Origin of the sequence: Prevotella heparinolytica (assembly GCF_004342845.1) — a bacterium.
Lineage (GTDB): Bacteria > Bacteroidota > Bacteroidia > Bacteroidales > Bacteroidaceae > Bacteroides > Bacteroides heparinolyticus.
The window spans coordinates 261882-285529 of sequence record NZ_SLXB01000001.1 but is presented as its reverse complement, the minus strand read 5'-3'; the positions used below and the strand labels follow the sequence as shown (position 1 = coordinate 285529).

Here is a 23648-nt window from a genome sequence, read left to right as displayed (position 1 = left end):
TCCATACTTTAGAATTTATTGCAACGGTCAAAGAAACCGATGGCTTCCAGCTCGGCTTTCATCTGCGCTTCTTCCTCGTCGGTCATGTTCTGGAAAGGCGTGCGGTTTTTACCCAAATCCAAGCCGATGAGTTTCATGATGCGCTTACCGCCGACAATGTTGCCGCGATAACGGCAGATGACGTTAATCACCTCTTGCGAGAAGTTCTGGCGTTCGCGCGCCGTCTCCAAATCACCGGCTTTCCATGCTTCGATGATGCCTACCAGTTCGCGGCCGTTGTAATTGGTGGTACCGCCTATGCCGCCCTGTGCACCGCCCATGGCAAGGCTGGGCAGGATGGTTTCGTCCTGTCCGTGCAACATATCGAACTTACCGCCCTTGTACATGCGGCATTGATTGTATTCGTAGATGCTCTCGAACGTATATTTGATGCCCGCAAAGTTGGGCACGCGGCCGTCTACGGCCTCCAGCAGCTTCACCATCGGCAGGAAAGCACCGTTGAATGCCGGGATATGATAGTAGTAGAACGGCAGTTGGGGAGCGCCCGAAGCAATCTCTTCGATGTACTTCACCAACTCTTCGATGCGGCCTATCTTAGGGAAAGGAGGAGCCATGGCTCCGATGCCCCATGCACCGATTTTAGCGGCATGTTCGGCCAAGGCACGGCTCGACTTCACGCAGCAGCTGCCCACATGCACAATCACTTTGAAGCCTTCGGGGGCTTCGGCCACCCAACGCTCGGCCAAGCGCATGCGCTCTTCGTCGGTCAGCATATAGCCCTCGCCCGAAGAACCGTTGATAAATACACCCTGCAACCCGTTCTTGTGCAGCATCTTGGCATAAGCCGCAATGGGTTCGTAGTTCACCTCACCATTCTCGTAAAAAGAAGTAAACGGCGCATCAATCAATCCAATGATTTTTTCCATATTCTTATTTATAAAGTTAGCTATTAAAATTCACCTCTCTGTCTTATTCCATATTATCCGTCGTGGGGCGTAAGAAAAGCACCTGAAGCGCCAAGGCCACCAGCACCACGCCACCCAGCATGGCAAAGCCTTGTCCCAAGCTTCCTCCGTCGGTCCACTTGCCCAGCAACTGCGTCACGGCAGCACCGGCAAAGACCCCCGTCATGTTCATGATGCCATAGGCCGTGCCACGAAGCCGGGCAGGCACAAACTGGCAAAGAATGGGCATGTTGTTGGCATCGAAAATGCCATAGCCCACACCGAACAGCAATCCGGCGCCAACCACAGCCACGAAGCTGTGTCCGAATCCCAGCAGAACAAGTGCGGGGATGGTCATTCCCAAACCGATGGCGCCCGTATATACGCGTCCGCGGATATTCTTCTGCACCCAACGGTCGGACAGAATGCCGCCCACGATGACACCGACGAAGGACGACACCGCTATGGTAATGGTGGAAATAGGTCCGGCTTCGGACATCGGAATGCCCAGACTATCGGCAAACAGTGTAGGCAGCCAATTCTTGGTAGCCCAGCCCGGCAGACTGGGAACTGCGAAGTAGAACAAGATAATCCAAAACGCCCACATGGAAAACAGCATGCCCAGTCCGCCCAACAACGAGGGTTTCGCGACTACCGGCGCATCCGTCGGCTTCTTCTCGACGCGCACAGGGTTTTCGCGCAAGGCCAGCATCAGCACTAACGAATAGCCCATGCCGATGAAACCGAACCAATGAAACGTGGTATGCCACGAGAACAGCGCCGCAATCGTTGCGCCAAAACCTCCGATGGCCTGCCCTACGTACAATCCCGTCATGTGTATGCCGATGGCCAGCGAACGAGACTTGCCCTGATGCCAGTCGGCAATCAACGAAAGTGCCGCAGGTATATAAAGCGCCTCGCTGACGCCCATCAGCGCACGCAGCCAGTAGAGTTCCCCGAAGCTGTCGGCATATCCCATCAGTGAAGTGACAGCCGACCATACGAACAAGCTGCCCACTACCAACCACTTGCGATTTACGCGGTCGGCAATCATACCTGCCACGGGACTTAAAAAGCCATAAATCCAGAGGAAAATCGCCATCAGCGCTCCAAAAGCCTCTGCTTTGTTCAACTCCGCAATATCTGCCTTCATGGCTTCCTGCATGGTGGAAAGCATTTGCCGATCCATGTAATTGAGCAACGCCACTACCCACAACAAACCGACTACCACCCACGGATATACATTTTTATTCTTCATGTGTAGATGTTTTATATTCGCATAGATTATATCAACGGGACAAATATATAAATATTTTCAATAACAACCGCAGGGTTTGATAAAATATTTAATTAAATAGCTCGACCTTTTCTAAACAACCAAGAGACAGCATTCCAACAAACGCGAAAGTCCATGCCGTTTTTAGCTTCGAGACAGAACGGATACTTGGAAAATTTATTACAATAAAAACCCTTTCGGACACAGTCCTATACTTAAGGGGCATCAGTCGTATACTGAAGCACCTTAAGTATACGACTGATGGTACTTCAGTATACGACTGATACACCCTCCCGATAACCTTTTGATTACAAGGCTATTACGAAATCAGAAGAGATATCGAAAAATCAGGACAAACCGAGTATGAAAAAGACTTTTAAAAAACGTTTCCGCCAAGATCAGAGCTTCACCTTCGCAATGAGCTTGCGAATCTTCCCTGTTCCAATCAGGGGGGCATGCGGGTCTTCGGGATAGACAATAAGAAACTCGCCGGGTTTGAGGTCGACAAAGGCGGAAGGCATGTCGCCATAGAGTGCACAGTCGCCCTCCTCTGCATACGGCTGCTTTTCGTCGGCCACATCCTCCAAAGCCTTCCAACCAATCCGTTCGGCACCTTCCAGCAATATATGCACGTCGATATAAGCACGATGGGCCTCAAGCGGTTGTTGCTCCTGAGACACACATGCGGGATTCACATTATTGATAAACAGATTGTCGCCGTCTATCTCAATCCTACCCAAAGGGGCATGAAGCAAGTCGTGTGTTTTCACATACTCGAAAAGTCGGGGGAACAACGGATGAAGTCCTTCTATCCGACTGCTGTTTTGCAAATTAGAAACAATCATTCGTCTTTCTTAATTTAGAGAATTTATAATGTGGCACAAATATATAAAATATTTAATCGCAGACCTCTTCTTTAATAAAACAATACAGAAAGTTTTTAGAATTGACGGAAAAATAGTATTTTTGCAATATTCCAGTAATCAAACAGAAAAAAGAAGAATTATGCATCAACAGCTTTTAAAGGAGATAGAATTGGGCAGTAAAAACGCGCTCATCAAGAAGAAGTTCGTCAAATACTATATTTATAACGGGAGCGCGACGATTACCGACCTTTCAAAAGAGTTGGGACTCAGTGTGCCTACCGTCACGAAGTTCATCAGCGAAATGTGCGAGGAAGGCTACATCAACGATTACGGCAAACTGGAAACAAGCGGCGGACGTCATCCCAGCCTCTACGGCCTGAATCCCGCATCGGGCTACTTCATCGGGGTAGACATCAAGAAATTCTCCGTCAACATCGGCATCATCAATTTCAAGGGAGATATGGTGGAACAAAAGATGGGCATCCCTTATCGTTTTGAAAACACGCCCGAAGCACTGGAAGAGTTGTGCCGCCTCATCAGCAAATTCATCTCCAAAACAAGCATCGACACCGGAAAGATACTGAACATCAACATCAACATATCCGGACGCGTCAATCCCGAATCGGGCTACAGCTTCAGCCAATTCAACTTCTCCGAACGCCCGTTAGCCGAAATCCTGACCGAGAAGCTCGGCTTCCAAGTATGCATCGACAACGACACGCGCGCCATGACCTACGGCGAATTTCTGCAAGGATGCGTGAAGGGCGAGAAAAACGTCATCTTCGTCAACGTCAGTTGGGGACTGGGCATCGGCATCATCATCGACGGAAAGATTTATAACGGAAAGTCGGGTTTCTCCGGAGAGTTCGGCCACATACACGCCTTCGACAACGAGATTCTGTGTCATTGCGGCAAAAAAGGCTGTCTGGAAACACAAGCCTCCGGGGTGGCCATGCACCGCATACTGCTTGAACGTATCGGGAAAAACGAGAAGTCCATCCTGTCCAGCCGCGTCGCTTCCAAAGAATTGCCATTGACGCTCGACGAGATTATCGAGGCGGTGAACAAGGAAGATATGCTCTGCATCGAAATCATCGAAGAGATAGGGCAAGAGCTTGGCAAACACATCGCCGGACTGATTAATCTGTTCAATCCGGAGATGGTTATCATAGGCGGAACCTTGTCGCTGGCCGACGACTACCTCATACAGCCCATCAAAACCGCCATCAAGAAATACTCGCTGAATCTGGTGAACAAAGACTCCATCGTGACCGCCTCCAAACTGAGAGAACGGGCGGGAGTAGTGGGCGCCTGCCTGTTGGCACGCAGCCGCATGTTCGAGGATTGAACGCAAAGGGGCACCTATTCTTCCCAAACCAAATAGGCCGAAACCAGCCAATGGTTCAATTCATCGCCCTTGGCGGGTTGTGCGTGCGGAATGCTGAAAGTGAAGGTATGGATGCCCGGCTTCAGATGCTTCAGGCATGCCGTTGCCGGCCACACGTCCGAACCGGGACACCAGTTGGAACGCGACAGGTCGGACGAGGCAAGCGGTTCTTCTATCTCTTTCATCTCATACCCCTTCTCGCCTATATAGGCCGCCTTGCGCTTCACCAGCCAAACGCCCGACGTGGGATTGAAACGACGGAAGGAAGCGCAATCCGTGCGCCAAGGCACAAAATGGATGACGGTATCCCCGTCTGCCTTCACGATATTGAGTTGCTGCGTAAACTCATCGCCGCCCGAATGTCCGCCATGCCCGGTGGTGATGTATTGCAGACGCAGGTTCTTCGCCTTTGCAGGCACCTCGGCATCTACCGTCACGCCGCGACGGGCAAACAGGTCGGGCAACGACTGCCCCACGTATGGCACGGTATTGATGAGCGGCAACACCCGTGTACGGAGCAAAGCATCCTCCGGAACGGCCGACTCTTTCACTTCCAGCGTCAAAGAAGCCACATACCCCTCGGCAGTCCATGTGTCGATGAGGATTCCCACATATACATCGCCTTCCAAACAGGAGTAACGATCCGTAATATCCTGCGTCCACTCCACCTTGGGCGCCCATCCGTCTATATAGACCGGCCTGCGCAATGATGCCTTTTCATCGTCGCCACCACTGTAAAAGCCTACGCCGAAAGGTGTCATGAAGCGCATCAGTTCTACGGCAGGACGATAACCGTCAGCAGAGACTATGCCTTTGAACGACTCCACACGGGCGGTATCCGTCTCCGGATAACGTTGTTCGTCGCGCGCTATACCCAACATGTTGATGACCGACTCCTTGGGCAATACGAAGCACGAACCGGTCTTGTCCCAACGGTCACCGTTGGACTCCACGCTCACGGTCGCCGTCAGCCTGACGTTGCGCCGATAAGAGGGCAAATGGATTTTCTTCAGGATGATGCGCCCGTTCACCAGACGTATCACTCCGTCGGCATCCGGTTCGTTATAGCCTTTCAAGCTATCGGGACGGAAACAAACGGGTGTCTTATCAAATACACGAAGTGTCAGATCGCCCATAGCCGGATGCTTCTTGGCCGAAACAGACAAGACGGACGACAATAAAAAAAGAGACAGCAGGAAATAGGACGTTTTGTTCATAAATGATAGTTTTATAAGGTAATGCCGCGAAAATAAGGAAAAAAGAGGACAAATAATAATAAGTCCAAGATTTAGGAGCAAAAAACCGTAAAAAACTTTTTCCAGACGTACTACTTGAACCTATTTGCTTTTATATGGAGCATAATCTTCCGGGTAGTTTATTCTATGGATGACCTTACCATCGTGCAGGCGAATCCATGTAGTAAAACTCCGCACGCCTTCCGTCAGTTCGATGACCCGCGCGCCGTTGCCTCCGGGAATGTTGCAATAGACGGTATCGCCTCCCGTGAAACGTCCGTAGCACAGCAGTATGTTTTTCCAGTTCGCCGCATAGTCGTTGATATGGTCGTGTCCTACGAATGTGGCCATCACGTCGCCACACTGAAGCATGGAAGCAAACAAACCGTAGTTCAATGAAGAGGAACAAGCCCGCTCTTTGCGTGTACCCGTCAGGCTTGTATTTTCGTTCTGTGCAGCTTCATTGTATTCCGGAAAGGGAATGTGGAAAAACGCCATAGCCGGATAGGGAGTACCCCCATTGGCTTTTGTATACGCCTTGCTCCTCTCGATATACCACTGCACCTGATCCGGTTGTATACCTGCATAACCTTTGGCATTGGGCAACTGGGTATATGCATTGCTGTCAAAGACATACAAGAGGAAAGAAGTGGTGTTGCCGGCTGACGATTTCAACGGTAAAATATAATTGGTTATCCCTGTCAAGCCCTCCGTCCGGGCGGTACAGTTGCCGGGCAGGTCTTTTATTTCATCAAAAAGCGCCTGTCGGTTCAAGTCCTGCTCGTCGTCATGGTTTCCCCAAGTCACGGCAAACGGTATTTTACGGTCTACGGCAGGCTTTAAGCATCTTTGCAGGGCTTCTGCGGCAGGTTTGCCATAGACCAGATCGCCCGTATAAACAACCAAATCGGGTTTCTCGGCATCCAATACGGCATTCATGCACGCATACGCATCTTCCGAAGCAGGATTGCCAGGCACCCAGTGTATATCAGTGAACTGCACAATCTTGAATTTCTTGTCCGAGCGGAAACGCAAATCGGGTTGTTGGGCAAGCATCGTGATGCTATTTGCCATTGCACAACACAAAAAGAAGAGTTCGATAATTTTTTTCATACTGCATATTCTTTAAGATTATTGAATCATAGGCCGTTCATTCAACATTCCGGCTTCATTGTATCGCTGGTTATTGGGCAATCCTTTCCGGTTCACCCCTTTTTGCATGAGTGCTTTCAGATCTTCGAGATGATGCCAATAAATGCCACGCGGACCCACATTGTATTTCTTGCATAGCGAAGCCGCCATCCCTACTACTTCGCCCATCATGCCCGTGGTGCGCATCACCCGAACCGAACCCAAAGCCACATGCGTAACGCTGATATTCCTCCCTGCCATAAACAGATTCGCCACATTGCGCGAGTAGAGGCAACGGTATGGTACTTCGTAAGGGTAGATAAGCGTATGCTCGGTGACTGCCTTGAACTCGTTTCCCGGAAAGTTTCTGCCATTCTCCGGATCGGGCGAATGCAGGTCAATGCTCCACGATGCGGTGAACGAAGCGTCTTCATGGACCACATGCTTCGTCATGTCTCCCTCTTTCAGGATGTAGTCGCCCAACAGCCGGCGCGACTCTCTTTTCCCGGCCACATAGGCCACCCACCCCAGACGCCTGTTGCGAAAGGGGGCATTATCCTTCAGCCGGTTTTTCAAATAGCTCCAATTGGCATAAATCACCAACATGCCGTAATCGCGGATCTGCTCGAAATCGTAGATCTGATGTTTGTTCATTCCCGTCTCCCATGTCCACTCGCCGAGAGTGACTTTCTCGCAAGTCCGGTCGTTGAACGTTACACCATAATTAAATTCCGGAAAAGCTGTAGGTTTATCGGTTTCAGTCGAATACCATTGTACGGATGCCCCCATCGTGAGCAGATCCGGTTTATCGGGAGCTCTGCTCTCTCCAAACTCATCTTTTCCTTCGCGCCCCATCCGGTAATGTGCCCCTGCCAGATAACCGACCGTACCATCGCCTGTGCAATCGACGAACAGAGGGGCAACGAACTTCATCTCTTTTCCTGTCTCTATGTGCCTGCCGATGACGGAAACAATCCGGTCACCTTCTTTCTCCACAGCAATAACACGGCAGTTGATAAACAAGGCCAGATTGTCCTCTCCCGACAACCACTCCATTTTCTTTGCGTCTTCATAAATTTCGGCAGGTTGGGCATTCCCTCCTCTTGACGGGCCGAATTCTTTTTGTAAACCTCCCAATTCCTTGTATTTGCCTATTTCGATATTCCCTCCTAAATGCACGCGTATCTCGGAGCTATTGTTGCCTCCCACAACAGGACGATCGTTAATCAATGCCACCTTGCATCCCAAACGGGCTGCCGACACAGCAGCCGACATCCCGGCTATTCCGGCTCCTACCACAACAAGGTCATACTGCCCTGCCACAGGCACTTCGGAAGGAAGATGCAGTTTGCTACGCCTGAAGGCAGCCAACTCTTCCGCAGTTTCAGGAAGCACCGGTTCTTTCTCGGTAGTGAGGTAGATAGCATCGCACCGTCCGTCAAACCCGCTCAAATCGTGTATGGCAAGCTTTGTCTTTCCCGCACGGAGTTTGACACTGCCGGCAGATTGCCACATCCACGCCGATCCTTTCGTGCCCAGCACGGTGTTCAGTTTTTTGTTCCCGATTCTCAGCACGAACTTTCCCGGCCCTTCGCCACGATGCCACGGAGATGTCCAGTTGTAGGTACGCACATAGACATGGTATGTGCCCGCTTCCGGGATGGTTATCTCGGTGACAGCATCTGCAACGGGAGTTCCCATTCCATGAGCTATCAGATAGGGAGACCCCATCAGATCCATAAATTGCTGGTCGACTGCCCATCCTCCTTTCTGCTCGAAGCTTTCCGCTTCAACCAGTATGTCTTTGGCAAGGAGAGGACTGAAGGTGATGATGGCAACCAACAATAAGATATATCTGTGTTTCATTGTCTTTATTATTATTTTAACCTGAGTTCGATGTAAAAAGAGACTCCGCCTATACAAAAAACGCTCCCGGAGGCATTCCCGGAGGGGTCAATCAGTGGTGCCAAGTCTCGTATATGCGACGTGTGTGGCCTCGTATATGCGACGTGTGTGGTCTCGCATATGCGACGTTCAGCACCTCATATATGCGAGGAAAACGGCAAGATATATACAAGTATTTAACAGGCATATAACATCTTGTTTTATACCGAATTCAGGTTATTTTATTGTTTTTGAACAGAGGATTCTTTCAATATGATTTCCCGGATAGACAAACGAGCCATATGAGTAGCGGTAAGCACTATTTTCACCGCTTTCACCGGTGAGGGCTCCATCTTCACTTCCGCTTTACCTTCTTTAGTAAAGCTTCCCACTTTCCTGAATTCCTGCCCGTCGGCACTGATGAGTATGTCGGCATTGGTCGGATATTCTTTAGACATGTCGCACAAAATCCGAATATCCTCGATGAGTCGCAGTTGCTCTGTAACGACCATAAAATAATCACCTTTTATCAAGGAATAAGGAGTGGCAAAGAAAGAGAGCGTATCGCCATCGAAAGCATATTCGGGTGGATATTGTTTAATGGAAGCCATGCTCGTCTCGATTTTAGCCGGCACAGCCAATGGCGGAAGCGTGTCTCCCGGAACGAACCATCGTTTCTGCTCCGATTCACCCGCATAGTAATCGATATGAAGTGCTTTGAAGATGTTATCAAAAGACTTGATTCGTTGAATCATGGAAGCCCAATCTTTCTTTTCCTGCCGAACCCACAATACTTCCGCAAGGGCGCAGAGCCTCGGATAGAGCATATGCTCCACCTCGCTTTGAGTAGTGACAAATTCAGTCCACAAGCATGCCTGCCCACCTTTAACAAGATGTGTTCTGTCGGGAGCGATGTCAGGGCTGACAGGTTCCCAAGCATATACTTTGGCTGTGGGATTTCTGGCATATCCATAGTCGAAATAGCACGGATCGTTAGGACAGATGATGACCGACAGGCTATCTTCCACCGCTTTTCGCTGCCGCTTATGGCCATTGTCTTGCCAAACGGTGAGCATATCGCTTTTGTCCGCTGCGCCTCTGTCGTTTATTTCATCCCAGCCTATCATTCTACGTCCTCTTTTCCGCACCATCAGGCTGACTTTCCGCGTAAAGTAATCCTGCAACTCGGAAAGTTCCTTCATACCTTCCTTGCGAAAGAGAGCCTTACATTTAGGGCATTGCGCCCAATTCATTGTGGCCACTTCATCACCTCCCATGTGAATGTAGGGCGAAGCGAATATGTCGCATAATTCGCCAATGATATCATCCGCCACGGCATAGACCTTCTCATTGCCGATGCACAGCATATTCTGCCATGTGCGCTTCCGTTTGTCTTGCTCCCGTTCGTCCGGATAAGGTTCAAAAGGGCCGTCGAGGCACGAAAGTTCGGGCATGGCAGCCAACAACGAAAGGCAATGACCGGGCATATCCACTTCGGGAATAATCTCAACACCGCGAAGTGCCGCATAAGCTACCAGCTCTTTCAGGTCTTTCTTGGAATAATGGTTGCCCGACAAAGATGGGAAATCAGGATAATGAGTTCCTTTAACCACCAAATCAGGATATTTATCGACAGCCAGTCGCCATGCTTGGTTATCGGTAAGATGAAGATGAAGTACATTCAGCTTGAAAAAAGAGAGTTGGTCGATGGTTTCTTTCAATTCAGCCACTGTCCAGAAGTGGCGGCTGCAATCCAACATCACCCCTCTGTATTCAAATCTCGGCTTATCTTGTATGGTAAGCAACGGAATGCGCCCGTTATCTGCCTGCATCATCAGCTGCTGCAAAGTAACAAAGGCATGTATCACTCCCCTTTCATTGCCGGCGGAGATGACGATCTTCTCTTTCCGGACTTCCAGCAGATAGGCCTCTTCTGCCATATCCCTCCGGAATGAAATCTGTATATCGGCACCGGAATGAGTAAAGTCCAGCTTCTTCCCAAGCCGGCTGTCCACATCCTTGATGAACAATGAAGACACGGCTTCCCACTGTTCGGGAGCGCTGACTGTGTGCAGCGAATTCAAATCCAGACTACCTCCCAGAACAGAGACGGAGTCCGCAGCCGGTATCAGCCGAACGGTTGCGCAAGTTTCACGTTTCGCACAGGAAGCCAAAAGCAGGGCAGTAAACAGCGTTGCCAATAAGATTTGTTTTTTCATGAGTATTTCTTTTATTCAAGCAAAAAAGGATGGGACTTCTCTGTATATCGGACGAGAAGTCCCATCATATATAAAACTACCTATTGAAGAATCCACATATTCTTGTTACAGTCGTCAGTCCCGTTGAATTGACGCTGCAAAGCCTCTTGCAGGTTTGCTTTGTTATACTGCGATTCGCTTTCGGGATACATCCAGCGCAACGGAAGCTCGTCCTTGATTTCATTCAAGGAGGTCTCAGGATTGATCGGCAGCTTAGGATAGCCCGTACGACGATATTCGTAGTAGCTATTCCACGGGGCATGCATGAATCCCGTCAAGTAGCGCTGTGTAAGAATCATCTCTATTCCACCTTCCGCTCCTTGGTTCAACTGAATATCCGGATTTTGCAGAAAGTCGGCAATCACCTCATCGGTAATCACACGCCTATGAGCATATTTGGCATCCGTGCAACCGGCAATAAAACGCATACCGGCTTCGATACCTTTCTTATAATAAGCATCGGCACTACCCGAAATCCAACCACGAACGGCTGCCTCGGCCAAGATGAAACATTGATCGGCATAACCTATGGTGATGAACGGTTCTCCGGCCGGATTGTCCTTGTATCGAAGATTCAAATTACAATATGCCCCGGTGCTGTATGACTTGGTTATCAAGTCGAACGTCAAAGACGGATTAACGCCCAAATACGCCTCCCAATCAGCCGGGGAAAGGCCTTCTTTGATTTTGGCTTCGGCAGGTTCGGCGATATAGAACAAGCGATAATCCCGGTTCTTCTTCATGACATCGACAATCGTTGTGGACAATATGGGATACATATACCAGTTGAAATCGTCTTTAAATATGGGATAACGCTGCCCCTTCTTGTCGGAGAACACCAACTGGTAGTTATCTTCGTTCGAAGCAAGTATCTTCTTTCCCGAAACGACACGCGCAAAACGTTCCTTTACTTTCAGATCGGCATCTCCGGCCACTCTCGAAAGGCTCATCAACACCTTTAACTCGAAAGAGGCTACCACTTTCTGCCATTTCTCCGTATTTCCCTTTAAGATAGGGTCGCCCGTGAAGTTATCGGCTTGGCCGAACAGATCATACGCCTCTTCCAAATCGTCCAAGACCTGCATCATTACTTGCTTCTGGGTGTCGTAGCGCGGCGTAACGTTTCCCGCTTCTCCCTGCAACGCATCGCTATAAGGAACATCACCCATCTCCATGGAGATGTAGTAGATGGTAAAAGCCTTTACGAATTTATTCAGAGCCTGATATGCCTTTACATTCTGTCCCTGCGCCAACTCCACCATCTTAACACCATTGATTAACCTCGTGTAGCCTGAAAAGGAAGAACGCCCCATCTTATTGTAGTGATAGTCGCTGGGACCTTCGCCCCATGCCAGTTCCTTCATCAAGAAACTGCTGTGGAAGAAAGCCTTGCTATAAAAGGGAGTAGCCGTAGCGAGAATTAACTTCGTGGCCAACATCGTAGGCGTTACGGTGGTGGGTGAGTCGGGATTAGTATTCAATTCATCAAAGTTGCTGCAAGAAGAGAGTAGTCCGCTTGCCAGCACAATGCCAATTAATGCTTTATATATCGTTTTCATTGTTATCATTGGTTTAGAAGTTCAACTTGACATTAAATCCTATGTAGCGAATGGAAGGAGAGTTCAGATTCTCGCTTGCCTGATCGGGGTCGGAGAACTTAAAGTCTTTCGTCCAAATCAACAAGTTCTGCCCCACAAGACCCAGCTGCATACCCGTCAGTCTGAATCTGTCGCAAATGCTCTTAGGCATTTCGTACGTAATGGAGAGGTCGCGGAGCTTAATAAAAGTCTGATCCTGAACTGTCTGATAAACCGGATAATACGCATTCGGATAAAAACGTCCTATATAAGTTTCATAAGAAACGGGAACGTCATTGGGAGCAAAAGTCCGGCTATCCTTCACGATATTTCCGTCCACATCATATTCCACCGTTCCGGAAACCACCTTGACACCCTTGCCGATAAAAGTTTTTTTCCCATTCACCACCTCCTCATAACGCCACTGATTGTCGCTGTCGGGATGCGCACCGGTATTCCACAGAGCCTGTTCCATCATATTGTAAGCAACGCCTCCCACACGTCCGTCGATGGAGAAGTTCAAGGTAAACGCTTTATATTTGATTGTGTTGATGACTCCCCATATCCAGTCGGGAGACTTATAGCCGACTACGGATTGGTATTCGCTCTTCTTCGGCAAGCCATTTACGTGAACGATATTTCCCTCCGGGTCACGTTCCCAGTCTTTCAACGTAAAGGCGTCATAACGGTTTCCTGCTGCTACCCACGGTCTTTGTTCGGAATAGGTTTCGTCTACCTTCGCATAGTAATAGCGGTCGCGTGCCCAGTTGAAGGTTGCACTCCATTCCCAGTCGGAGGTTTTGATGATGTCACCGGTGAGAGTGAGTTCCACACCACGGCGTTCTTGCTCTTCACCATAATTAATCATCGTGCCCGAGAAGCCGGAAGCCTCGCTGACAGTAGCACTGCGGGTAAGGTTATACTTCAACGTATTGTAATAGGCAAAATCTACACGCAGCCTGTTATTCAAGAAGTTAAGAGCCGTACCTACTTCCCATGAGCGGGTTGCGGTGGGACGTATCAGAGTGCCACGGATGGAAGTGGGATAAGTTGCTGCGGAGAGATTGTCCCAAGCATCGGTTGTAATGCTATACACATTGTTTATTTCATAGATATCCACATCCTTCTTGGTTTGCGTCCACGAACCACGCACTTTCCAGAAAGACATCCATTGGGGCAGATGGATGAATTCGGACAAGATGGCGCTTCCCGAAAGAGAAGGATAGAAGTAAGAACGTGTCTCGGAAGGCAAGGTAGACGACCAGTCGTTACGAGCCGTTACATCAAGGTACAAGGTACTCTTCCATGAAGCAGAGAAACGTCCGTACAAACTGTTCACCTGCTTGCGCTTATAGTTGCTTGAGGTCGTGGCCTTATTCACGGAAGCCTTCAACGAGTAATAGCCCGGGATGGTCAATCCGCCGGCCGTCTGGCTTTGCAGCATGTCGTCCTGATAATAGTACAATGTTCCGCCGGCAATACCTTCTACGCTGAAATCACCGAATTTATGGTTGGCCGTCAGCATCAGGTCGTGGTTCATACTCAAACCGCCGTCGCGCTCTATTTCAAAGTAACCGTTCTTGTCCCAACCCGAATTGGCCGACTTGGGATTGCGCCATGTTTTTCTTTCGCTATACACATCTATACCCGAACGCAAGTTTGCCCGCAACCAAGGGGTGAACTCATATCCTACGTTCATATAGCCGTTTGTGATGGAATAGTCGCTGGAACGAAGCACCTCGTTTGCCACAAAGTAAGGATTGTCATACCAGCCGGAATACATCCAGTTCTGTTGTTCGTCTTTCTTGGCCCAATAATCCTTGAATTCGCGCAAGTCATAGTCGGGTCCGGTCCACACCAGCAGGTTATACAGATATCCTCCCTTACCATATCCCGTACCGTAATTCTGCGGGAAGAAACGCTTGTTGAAGCTGATTCCGCCATCGAGCGAGAACTTGTTCCATTTCATGTCTCCCGATACAGAGTAGGTAATCTTATTCAATTTCGTATTTGGATATTGCCCTTTGTTGTAGACATGGGTCAACGAAGCTCTCACACTGCCATATTTTCCTTTTTGGCTGATGCTTACGTTGTTGTTCGTGATAAATCCGGTCTCCAAAAAGTTCTTGAAGTTATTCTTTCCTCTGGACGTTAGCGGCATCACTTCGAACTGATGGGTCTGCGGATTCCACTGCTCGGCCGTGCGGCCAATGTCGAGCTTATCGCCCCAGACAAAGTCATAGTGATTGTATTTCCCACCTTCTCCGGAGCTATAACCCGATTGCACCTCAGGCAACTTCAAGTATCCTGCCTGAAACATGGTGCTGCTGTTGATGCTTACATGCAGTCCTTCTTCTTTACTTTTCTTGGTCGTGATCATAATTACTCCTACTCCACCACGCTCTCCATACAGTGCGGCGGCCGTTGCTCCTTTCAGCACGTCGACGGTCTCGATGTCATCCGCCGGAACATCGCGCAAGCTCATGTTCTTATAAGGCACTCCGTCAATGACCAGCAACGGGGTCTCGCCACGCAACAGCAAGGTGGGTGCCTGATTGAACTCGGTGCTGTTCTGCACATTCAAACCCGCGATTTTTCCAGTAAGCGATGTGCCTACATCCACCACCTTCACCGTAGCCAGTTTGTCGCCTTGTACTTTCTGAACCGCATATCCGAGGGCTTTTTCCTCACGCTTGATACCCAAAGCGGTCACCACCACTTCATTCAGCAGTTTCGTGTCTTCTTGCATCTGAACCTTCAGTGCGGAACCGTCGTTCACTCTGATTTCCTGATTCCGGAATCCGATGTAGCTGACTTGCAGCACTTCTCCTGTATGCACCACCAATTCAAATTCTCCATTCGCATTGGTTATCGTGCCCTGAGCAGGATTACCTTTCACCGTGACATTGGCACCGATCACAGGTTCTCCGGAAGAGTCCACCACTTTACCGGAGACCTTCACTTGTCTGCCCGATTCTTTGCCACTCTTGCCGGCAGCTTTCTTATGCAGCGTAATGTAATTATCGGAAAAACTGTAAGAAAGTCCGTGGGCGCTTAGCAGATTCAGCAAGTCTGTGATTTCCTGCTTTTCTTTTTTCACCGTCACGACACCGTCGACGTTCACTTCGGATTCGCTATATACAAACAGATAATCTGTTTGCTTTTCCACCTCGGACATGATTTGCTTTACGGTGGTCTGCCCTACCTTCAAGCGCACTTGGCTGTTCTGTGCTTGCACCGAAACGAACCGGATCTGCATGAACAGGCAAACGATAAATAAAAAGATGATTTTTGTTTTCTGAAAGTTTATGTTTGATTTAGTTTGTTTACACACTAAATCAGAATGAAGTCTATTTTTTTTCATACCTTTGTGTTTAAGGTTCACTACTTTAGTTGATTTCCCAACAGAATAAGGTTTTGAGCCTCTATCCCGGGGGAAGCAATGTTGGCGCATTGTTTCCCTCTCTTTTTTATATTCTTCTTTATTCAATCATAGGCAAATATAGATTTAAGGGTTAACGATAGATTCTTATATGTTTCTCATCAATGATTTCATAGTGGAACCTGACGACGGACTGCAAGGCTCTCAATATACTTTCCAGAGAGTCGCTTTGCCTGATTTTTCCGGTCACCGGATAGTTTACATCCACTTCGCTGTCGATGGTGAGTCCGACACCTTGCCAGAGAGAGACTTTTTTCAAGACCTCGCCCAGCAGGCAACGTTTGAAATGTACCACCCCATTCTTCAGGTACTCTTCATTATCGAAGTTGGATATTTTCTTATATAGACGATTGTTCTTGATGATGGCTTGTTCCAGCGGCTTCAGCACCAACCGGTCTGTGTCATCCGACAGGTTGTCTATTTGAACCGAACCCTCTATCAAATCCACCTCAAAGTGTTCGTTCTCCGGATAGGCCATCGCATTGAAGCGCGTGCCCAGAACGGTAATCATATAGCGACCGGTAGATACTCTGAACGGTTTGTCCGGATTGTGGGCGACATCAAAATAAGTAGAGCCGCTCAACTCCACGTTACGGGTTTCACGGTTGAAGGAGTTGGCATAGCGCAGCGTGCTGCAAGGGCCTATCCAAGCGGTTGTTCCATCGGGCAAGGTCACCTTTACACGCTGTCCGCTCGGTGCGGATATTTCGGTGAATTGCAGGTTTCGCTCTTTGTTCACCCAGTGCAGGGTCAGGAAATAGGCCGAAGCGGCCACCAGGCAGACAACGGCCGCATAACGCCACGCATGCAGGAAAAGCTGTTTCATTCTCCGCTTTTTCAGTCGGGCGGCAAAGTTTCTGTAGCTGTCGGCTCCCGTAGTTCCGTCCTTTTCTTCGGGCAGAGCCTCTGCCAAAGCCAATATGTTCTGCATGGCGCAGAAGTCTTTCTTCAGCTCATCGTCACAGCCCAACTCACGGAAAAGCGTTTTTTTTTCTTCTTCGGTGATGTCTCCTGTAAAGTATTTGGCTAACAAATCTCTCATTTCCATTTTCTGTTCTTTACAGAGAAGACGAAGAAACGGGCAAAAAGTACCAAAAGAAAAAGATTTTTTTTATAGAGGAAAGAGAAACACAAATTGTTACCGGACAACGCAAAGTATAAAAAGAAAAGCTATATATAAAGAAAAAATTTTACCTCCTGAAAGATTCTCCTCTCCTCCCCGACTCACTATACAGATGCCCTTTACTGGAAATATAGATGCAGCGCGCTCCACATATACATCCAGCACGGTGGAGATATATCTCCACTAAAGCCCGTCTACAGATATCTCTCGCAAGGGGTACCCTTCAAAAAACATATCGTATTAATTCTTAACAAAACAGGATTATGACGAAACAGGACACCGAAAGATAGATGGCAGCATGTTATTTCTCGGAAAGGAAATCCGCCATTGATGTGAACAGCCCAAACAGCAGGCAGACTATGATAAGCCAACTTTTATAGCAAGCTCACATTATTTCAGGAACACAGGCACTTACCAAAAACGAATGTCAGAAAAGGCAGAAGTTTCCTCAATTCCGTTTGCAGTTTGCCAATCGCTATTGTCATCTGGTTTTTAATGGTCTGTATGGAGAGTCCGGTCTCGTCCGCTATTTCCCGGTACTTCTTATGATTGATTTTGGCTTGGATAAAAATGTAACGGCATTTCTCGGGCAACTGTCCAATGGCTTTATGCAGCATACGTTGCATTTCTTCATCGGTAACATTGTCTTCATCAAGAGTCTCTAAAGAATATAACTTGTACTCCAGCTCGCGATTCTCTATTTCGCCGAGAGAACCGATAGAAGCCAGACTGTTTATTTTCAAACGCAGGAAATCAATACAACGCCGTTTCACCAACATAAACAGAAAAGCCTGCAACTGCCTGACTTCTTTAAGCAACGAGCGATTTCCCCATAAATAGGTAAAAATGTCCTGAACGATGTTTTCCGCATCTTCCTTATTAATCAAATACACAGAGGCAAAGCGCAACATACGTGAATAGTAGTTGACGTATATCTCCGAAAAGATTTGTTCATCCATATCTTTTTTCCCCGGTTTCACTTCGCTATATCTTAATGATTAAAGCCCTTCTGATTTTTCTCTTTCAATGCATATTATAGGCTCCTTAACAAGCCACTTTCGATGTCTCTTTCTGCAAATGTAGGAAAACTTCGGTTATCGGCAATATGATGGAAGCAGATAACCGCTCTTTTTCATACGTTTGTAATATGGCATTGAATATCAGGGAAAGGCAACCGCATTATCCGGATTTTATGATTACATAAGTAGCTCGGAAGAATAGCTTTTATTACTCGCATCGCTTGCATACGAGGATCCTAAAAAGTGAGAAGTTTTTAAAATATTCTGCCTATCCTTTGCCAACTGAGAAAAAAAACTTATTTTTCACTCCTGAATTATTAAATCCATACTGATGACATGAAAAAAACAAAGAAATGGGTAGCTGTCCTTCTCCTGTTGTGCGTGGGAAGCGGTTTATCGGCACAGCCCCGGCCGACGGAAGAGGGAAATGAAACGTATAACCGCCGTATGGAGTGGTTTGGCAAAGCCAAGCTGGGGATATTCATCCATTGGGGCATCTATGCCGTCAGGGGGGTGTCCGAAAGCTGGTCGTTCTACAACGACTACCTGCCATACGAAGAGTACATGAAACAACAGAGCGGCTTCAAAGCCGAAAAATACAAACCCGAAGAGTGGGTGAAACTCATCAAAGAGAGCGGAGCGAAATATACAGTCATCACCACCAAACATCACGACGGCTTCGCCCTGTGGGACACGAAAGCAGGGCAACTGAGTGCCAAGAAGACATCCGCTGCCAAACGCGACCTGCTTACCCCTTTCACCGATGAAGTGCGCCGCCAAGGGCTTCGCCTCGGACTTTACTACTCGCTGCTTGACTGGAGCCGCGACGACTACCCCAACAAGACCAAGACCACGAAGCGTTATGACATCAAGGACGACCCGGCACGGTGGCAATCGTTCTGCACATTCAACTTCGCACAACTGAAAGAATTGAACAGTGCCTATAAGCCCGACCTCTATTGGTTCGACGGCGATTGGGAACAGTCTGCCGAAGACTGGAACTCCAAAGGCATCGTAGAGCTGCTGCGAACACCCAATCCGGATGTCATCATCAATTCGCGCATACAGGGTTACGGCGACTATGCCACCCCCGAACAGGGCGTACCCGTGGTACGTCCCAAAGAGAAGTATTGGGAACTGTGCTACACCATGAACGATTCTTGGGGCTACCAACCCACCGACACCAACTACAAGACCCCGCAGATGTTGCTGCGCTCCTTCGTGGACTGCCTCAGCATGGGAGGCAACATGCTGTTGGACATCGGTCCTAAAGCCGACGGGAGCATTCCGCCCCAACAAGTAGCGATACTGAAAGAATTCGGCCGTTGGACATCCAAGCACAAAGATGCCATCTACGAAACCCGTGCGGGCATCCCGGCCGAGCATTTCCACGGAGGATATACCACACTGAACCGCGAAGGAAACATCCTTTACCTTTATCTGCCCAATCGTCCCAACGGCCCCATCGAGCTGAAAGGCATCGCCAACACCGTGCACCGTGCATGGGTGGTGGGCAACGGCAGCATGCTGAACCATAAGGTGTACAACAAGCTGTATTGGAGTTCCGTTCCCGGCATCGTCTACATCGACGTGCCCGAAGAGTGCTTGGACGAGCAGATTACCGTCATTGCCGTATTGCTCGACGGCCCTGTCAAACTCTATCGAGGCGAAGGGCAGGTGATTTCGGTGAACTGATTTCTCAGATGCAGATGAAACGGATGACGCGGATTTATCCTTATTCTTAACCAAACTCTTTTTTCATAATGAAAAAACTCTTCTTATCATGCTGCCTTTTATTGACAGCCACAATAATCTCTGTCACGGCACAACCGCTGACCGAGCGATACGGCAGATTCCTGACACAACCCGAAGGCTACGTATGCCTGCGCACCGCCGATACGATCTGCATCGACGGCATCCCCGATGAAGCGGTATGGCAGCATGCCCCTCTCATCACCCGTTTTACGGACATCAGCGGAGAGGGATATCCCACCCCACGGTTCCGCACGCAGGCAAGGATGCTTTGGGACGACCGCTACCTATACATCGCCGCCGAGCTGCAAGAACCCGAAGTATGGGCCAACCTGAGGCAGCGCGACACCATCGTCTACTACAACAACGATTTCGAGGTATTCATCGACCCCGATGGCGACGGACACCACTATTACGAAATCGAGGTGAATGCCCTCTGCACCGTGTTCGACCTCTTTCTGGAGAAACCTTATCGTGCGCCACGCCGTCCCCACGTGCAGTTTCAGTGGAACTGTCCGGGCTTACGGATAGCCACGCACGTGGACGGCACCCTCAACCTTCCGGGCGACACCGACCGGGGCTGGAGCGTGGAGATGGCCATCCCTCGCGAAGCCATCGCCGCAGAGTTCGACAACTACCTGCAAGCAGGCAACTACCTGCGCATCGGCTTCTCGCGCGTGCAGTGGCAGCACAGCACGGACAAGGACGGACGCTATCACCGTAAGCAAAGAGCAGACGGCACATTCCTGCCCGAAGACAACTGGACGTGGGGAGCTACGGGTCAAGTGGCCATGCACATGCCCGAACGATGGGGATACGTGTATCTCTCTGCCCTCACCGCAGGCAGCGCCGCTCCGGAAGCTTTCCGCTATCCGGACTCATATCCCGTAGAACGTTTCCTGTGGATGCTCTTTTACGCACAAGAAGCACAATATGCCGCACACGGACGCTATCACGCCACCATCGAAGCTTTCGGTCTGACAAAAGAGGAACTAAACGCACTGCCTTCGGGCAGCCACGTCAGCGTAGAAGCCATCAGCCATAAGTATGAGATCACAGTCACCCTACCCGATGGCAAGCGGATGAGTATTGACGAGATGGGATGCCTCGCCGGTGAAACAAAGTGAACCTACTTGAACACTATGACACAAAAAGCGGAGGGTGTGGTTCTTTTTCTTGAACCGCACCCTCCGCGTTATTTACGCTTGGCATTAGGATATATGCCGGCTGCTTACCTTCTTATTTGTTCGGCGTTTCCCACTTCTTGGTGTCCGTGCAAACCACATTCAGGATGCGGTCGCCTGCCTGTATGCGAAAATCGCCTTTCTCCAAGATCCACTTGCCGTCATAACCCACAAAGGCAAGGTCGGAAGCTTTCACTTTCAAGGTCACGGTCTTTGTCTCGCCCGGCTTCAGCTCCACCTTCTCGAAAGCGCGCAGACGGCGGATGTCGGGGGTGAGTGAAGCTACAAGGTCGCTGCTGAACAGCAGAACACTTTCCTTGCCAATGCGGTTGCCGGTATTCTTCACATCGACGGTGAAGGTCAGTACGTCGTCGGCCGTGAAGTTTGGCTTGTCCACTTTCAAGTTGCTGTATGCAAAAGTGGTGTAGCTCAACCCGTAGCCAAATGCCCATTGTACAGAAACCTGCGCATCGTAGTTATAAGCACCTTCCATCTGCTGACCGATATGTTCGCACGGCTTGTAATCATACGTAATCAGCGAGTTAATCTCCTTGGGATACGTGAAAGGCAGCTTTCCGCTGAAGTTGGCATCGCCTGCCATAAGGTTGGCCAACGCATCGCCGCCGTAGTTGCCCGGAAGCATGATGTTGACAACTGCTTTAGCCAGAGGCTCGATGTCGGCTATCAGGCGGGGACGTCCCTCGTTCAGAATCAGGATGATGGGTTTACCGGTTTTTGCAAGCGCCTTCACCAAATCGAGCTGATTTTGAGAGAGCGTGAGGTTCGTCAGGTTGCCCGGTGTTTCGCAATAAGAGTTCTCGCCGATGCAAGCCACGATGTAGTCGGCATTGGCGGCGGCAGCCACCGCTTTATCAATTTCGGGAGCATTCTCATCCCACCAGTTGCCGCCTTTCTTGTAGGTGACACCGGCTTCGTAGATGATATTATCGGCACCGAATTTATGGGTGAAAGCTTCGAGAATCGTGTTGTAGGCAACGGCATGTTCATCGGCCTTATCGCCCTGCCAAGAGTAAGACCAGCCACCGTTGAGGGTACGCATGGAGTTGGCATTTGGGCCTGTAATCAGCAATTTCTTGCCTTTGGCCAACGGCAGGATGCCGTCCGTATTCTTAAGCAGCACCAACGATTCTTCGGCAGCCTGCAATGCGGCTGCGGCATGTTGTGCGCTACCAAAGAGCGGGAAGTCTTTTGAATCATAGTAGGGTTTCTCGAACAGATTGAGACGATACTTCAGACGCAGCACGCGGCTCACGGCATCATCAATGCGGCTCATGGGCACCTCGCCCTCTTGCACCAGTTCCTTGAGGAGCGTGCAGAATTTCCAGTCGTAGGGATCCATGGACATGTCGATGCCGGCGTTGATGGCAAGTTTAATGGCCTCTTTCTTGTCTTTGGCAATGTGGTCGCGTTTCCAGAGATTGTCGATGTCTGCCCAGTCGGTGACGATCATACCGTCCCAGTTGAGGTCTTCCTTCAGCCACTTGGTCAGCAACTCGTAGTTGGCATGGAAGGGCAATCCGTTGTTCATGGCAGAGTTCACCATGACAGAGAGCGCACCGTTTCTTACCATTTCGAGGTAAGGAGCAAAATGTTTCTCGCGCATGTCCTGCACGGTGATGGAAGACGGCGTGCGGTCTTTGCCCGAAACCGGCACACCGTAGCCCATGAAGTGCTTCATGCAGGCTGCCACACGGTCTGCTCCAATCAGATTGGGATTCTCTCCCTGAAATCCGAGAACGGACTCGCGTCCCATTTCAGCATTCAGGTAGGCGTCTTCGCCATAGTTCTCCCACATGCGCGGCCAGCGAGGATCACGTCCGAGGTCGGTCACCGGAGCATACGTCCAAGGAATGCTTCCTGCCTTTGTCTCGTATGCCGAGATGCGCGAGCCTTCGCGCGTCAGTTCGCGGTTGAAGGCAGCTCCCATGTTGACGCCTTGCGGAAAGAGAGTTCCGCCCAGCGTATAGGTGGTTCCGTGTATCTGGTCCACACCGTATATGCAAGGAATGCCCATCACCTGCATGGACTTCTCCTGAATGCGCTTGATGATTTCCTGCCACTTCTCCACACTCTGCGCCACGCCGGCGGGTACATTCAGGATGGAACCGACTTTGTATTTCCCAATCACAGAGTCGAGCTTCGCTTCATCCAACCGGAAGCCTTTGACGCCTTCTATTTCTTGGATACGCATGTAAAGTTTCATCACTACATCCTGCGCAGGCAGTTCCTTACCTATCTTGAACTCCTTTTCCAGCTTATATTGGCGGACAATTTTCTTCAGTAGGTCGGGCGTGATGTCTTTCGGATTGATGCCGGCAAAAGGGTTGGCACGCTTCTGCAGGACGTCGATGGCAAGTTCGCACATCTGGCCCACTTTCTCGTCCAGCGTCATCTTCTTCAGCAGCGTCTCGATCTGCCTTTCTATCTTCTCGTCTCTTGGGATGGCAGGCGCAACGGATGTCTGCGCCGCAGAAGCCAGTACTAACCCGGATAGGGCTAAAGATAAGATTAACTTTTTATTCATGGTCATAATATTGGTTTGATGTTGG

General features: G+C 49.5%; 15 protein-coding genes. 3 read left to right on the top strand and 12 right to left on the bottom strand.

All coding sequences use genetic code 11. The features are described from left to right. Positions 1 to 8: 8 nt before the first annotated feature. The 3 genes from EV202_RS01070 to EV202_RS01060 all read right to left on the bottom strand — a co-directional run bounded on the left by EV202_RS01070 (position 9) and on the right by EV202_RS01060 (position 3065). Positions 9 to 926, bottom strand: a complete 918-nt coding sequence (locus EV202_RS01070; protein WP_131924786.1) for a dihydrodipicolinate synthase family protein — start codon at positions 924 to 926, stop codon at positions 9 to 11. Positions 927 to 969: 43 nt separating this feature from the next. Continuing rightward, entirely contained in the window at positions 970 to 2202 is a 1233-nt protein-coding gene (locus tag EV202_RS01065) for an MFS transporter (RefSeq protein WP_131924783.1), read from the bottom strand. Between the two features lie 416 nt (positions 2203 to 2618). Then, the gene (locus EV202_RS01060; RefSeq protein WP_131751742.1) at positions 2619 to 3065 is read right to left on the bottom strand and encodes a YhcH/YjgK/YiaL family protein; all 447 of its coding nucleotides are present in this window, start codon (positions 3063 to 3065) and stop codon (positions 2619 to 2621) included. Between the two features lie 160 nt (positions 3066 to 3225). Between EV202_RS01060 and EV202_RS01055 the strand changes: the two genes are divergently transcribed. Beyond that, on the top strand, positions 3226 to 4434 hold the full coding sequence (locus EV202_RS01055) for an ROK family transcriptional regulator (RefSeq protein ID WP_106070556.1): 1209 nt from the start codon (positions 3226 to 3228) through the stop codon (positions 4432 to 4434). A 14-nt stretch (positions 4435 to 4448) separates the two neighbouring features. On the opposite strand, the gene EV202_RS01050 is transcribed toward EV202_RS01055, so the two are convergent. The 8 genes from EV202_RS01050 to EV202_RS01015 form a co-directional block, all read right to left on the bottom strand. Beyond that, on the bottom strand, positions 4449 to 5690 hold the full coding sequence (locus EV202_RS01050) for a PNGase F N-terminal domain-containing protein (protein WP_125239117.1): 1242 nt from the start codon (positions 5688 to 5690) through the stop codon (positions 4449 to 4451). A gap of 120 nt (positions 5691 to 5810) precedes the next feature. Continuing rightward, complete coding sequence (locus EV202_RS01045; RefSeq protein ID WP_131924781.1) at positions 5811 to 6821, bottom strand: metallophosphoesterase family protein; 1011 nt, start codon at positions 6819 to 6821, stop codon at positions 5811 to 5813. An 18-nt stretch (positions 6822 to 6839) separates the two neighbouring features. Continuing rightward, on the bottom strand, positions 6840 to 8705 hold the full coding sequence (locus EV202_RS01040; RefSeq protein ID WP_131924778.1) for an FAD-dependent oxidoreductase: 1866 nt from the start codon (positions 8703 to 8705) through the stop codon (positions 6840 to 6842). Positions 8706 to 8965: 260 nt separating this feature from the next. Continuing rightward, entirely contained in the window at positions 8966 to 10942 is a 1977-nt protein-coding gene (locus EV202_RS01035; RefSeq protein WP_131924775.1) for a glycoside hydrolase family 20 protein, read from the bottom strand. An 80-nt stretch (positions 10943 to 11022) separates the two neighbouring features. Beyond that, a complete protein-coding gene (locus EV202_RS01030; protein ID WP_131924772.1) occupies positions 11023 to 12540 on the bottom strand; it encodes a SusD/RagB family nutrient-binding outer membrane lipoprotein in 1518 nt (505 codons plus the stop codon). 13 nt (positions 12541 to 12553) lie between these two features. Continuing rightward, on the bottom strand, positions 12554 to 15922 hold the full coding sequence (locus tag EV202_RS01025; protein WP_131924769.1) for a SusC/RagA family TonB-linked outer membrane protein: 3369 nt from the start codon (positions 15920 to 15922) through the stop codon (positions 12554 to 12556). Positions 15923 to 16073: 151 nt separating this feature from the next. Beyond that, positions 16074 to 17042 carry a FecR family protein gene (locus EV202_RS01020; protein WP_165899382.1) on the bottom strand — a complete coding sequence of 323 codons (969 nt, stop codon included), beginning with the start codon at positions 17040 to 17042 and terminating at the stop codon, positions 16074 to 16076. A 476-nt stretch (positions 17043 to 17518) separates the two neighbouring features. Next, on the bottom strand, positions 17519 to 18082 hold the full coding sequence (locus EV202_RS01015) for an RNA polymerase sigma-70 factor (protein ID WP_129588750.1): 564 nt from the start codon (positions 18080 to 18082) through the stop codon (positions 17519 to 17521). Between the two features lie 396 nt (positions 18083 to 18478). Here EV202_RS01015 and EV202_RS01010 point away from each other — a divergent pair, with 396 nt between their 5' ends. Together EV202_RS01010 and EV202_RS01005 are read left to right on the top strand one after the other, a co-directional pair. After that, entirely contained in the window at positions 18479 to 19837 is a 1359-nt protein-coding gene (locus tag EV202_RS01010) for an alpha-L-fucosidase (RefSeq protein WP_131924763.1), read from the top strand. 68 nt (positions 19838 to 19905) lie between these two features. Continuing rightward, entirely contained in the window at positions 19906 to 21021 is a 1116-nt protein-coding gene (locus tag EV202_RS01005; protein ID WP_106069724.1) for a carbohydrate-binding family 9-like protein, read from the top strand. A 112-nt stretch (positions 21022 to 21133) separates the two neighbouring features. On the opposite strand, the gene EV202_RS01000 is transcribed toward EV202_RS01005, so the two are convergent. Next, positions 21134 to 23623: a glycoside hydrolase family 3 N-terminal domain-containing protein gene (locus EV202_RS01000; RefSeq protein WP_131924760.1), complete on the bottom strand. Its 2490-nt coding sequence runs from the start codon at positions 23621 to 23623 to the stop codon at positions 21134 to 21136. Positions 23624 to 23648: the final 25 nt, after the last annotated feature.

What these genes read in the sequence shown, in the direction of transcription:
- EV202_RS01005 (WP_106069724.1), top strand. Translation starts at nt 19,906, where the DNA reads ATGAAAAAACTCTTCTTATCATGCTGCCTTTTATTGACAGCCACAATA.
- EV202_RS01025 (WP_131924769.1), bottom strand. Translation starts at nt 15,922, where the DNA reads ATGAAAAAAAATAGACTTCATTCTGATTTAGTGTGTAAACAAACTAAA.
- EV202_RS01035 (WP_131924775.1), bottom strand. Translation starts at nt 10,942, where the DNA reads ATGAAAAAACAAATCTTATTGGCAACGCTGTTTACTGCCCTGCTTTTG.
- EV202_RS01045 (WP_131924781.1), bottom strand. Translation starts at nt 6,821, where the DNA reads ATGAAAAAAATTATCGAACTCTTCTTTTTGTGTTGTGCAATGGCAAAT.
- EV202_RS01010 (WP_131924763.1), top strand. Translation starts at nt 18,479, where the DNA reads ATGAAAAAAACAAAGAAATGGGTAGCTGTCCTTCTCCTGTTGTGCGTG.
- EV202_RS01055 (WP_106070556.1), top strand. Translation starts at nt 3,226, where the DNA reads ATGCATCAACAGCTTTTAAAGGAGATAGAATTGGGCAGTAAAAACGCG.
- EV202_RS01030 (WP_131924772.1), bottom strand. Translation starts at nt 12,540, where the DNA reads ATGAAAACGATATATAAAGCATTAATTGGCATTGTGCTGGCAAGCGGA.
- EV202_RS01070 (WP_131924786.1), bottom strand. Translation starts at nt 926, where the DNA reads ATGGAAAAAATCATTGGATTGATTGATGCGCCGTTTACTTCTTTTTAC.
- EV202_RS01040 (WP_131924778.1), bottom strand. Translation starts at nt 8,705, where the DNA reads ATGAAACACAGATATATCTTATTGTTGGTTGCCATCATCACCTTCAGT.
- EV202_RS01020 (WP_165899382.1), bottom strand. Translation starts at nt 17,042, where the DNA reads ATGAGAGATTTGTTAGCCAAATACTTTACAGGAGACATCACCGAAGAA.
- EV202_RS01050 (WP_125239117.1), bottom strand. Translation starts at nt 5,690, where the DNA reads ATGAACAAAACGTCCTATTTCCTGCTGTCTCTTTTTTTATTGTCGTCC.
- EV202_RS01015 (WP_129588750.1), bottom strand. Translation starts at nt 18,082, where the DNA reads ATGGATGAACAAATCTTTTCGGAGATATACGTCAACTACTATTCACGT.
- EV202_RS01060 (WP_131751742.1), bottom strand. Translation starts at nt 3,065, where the DNA reads ATGATTGTTTCTAATTTGCAAAACAGCAGTCGGATAGAAGGACTTCAT.
- EV202_RS01000 (WP_131924760.1), bottom strand. Translation starts at nt 23,623, where the DNA reads ATGAATAAAAAGTTAATCTTATCTTTAGCCCTATCCGGGTTAGTACTG.
- EV202_RS01065 (WP_131924783.1), bottom strand. Translation starts at nt 2,202, where the DNA reads ATGAAGAATAAAAATGTATATCCGTGGGTGGTAGTCGGTTTGTTGTGG.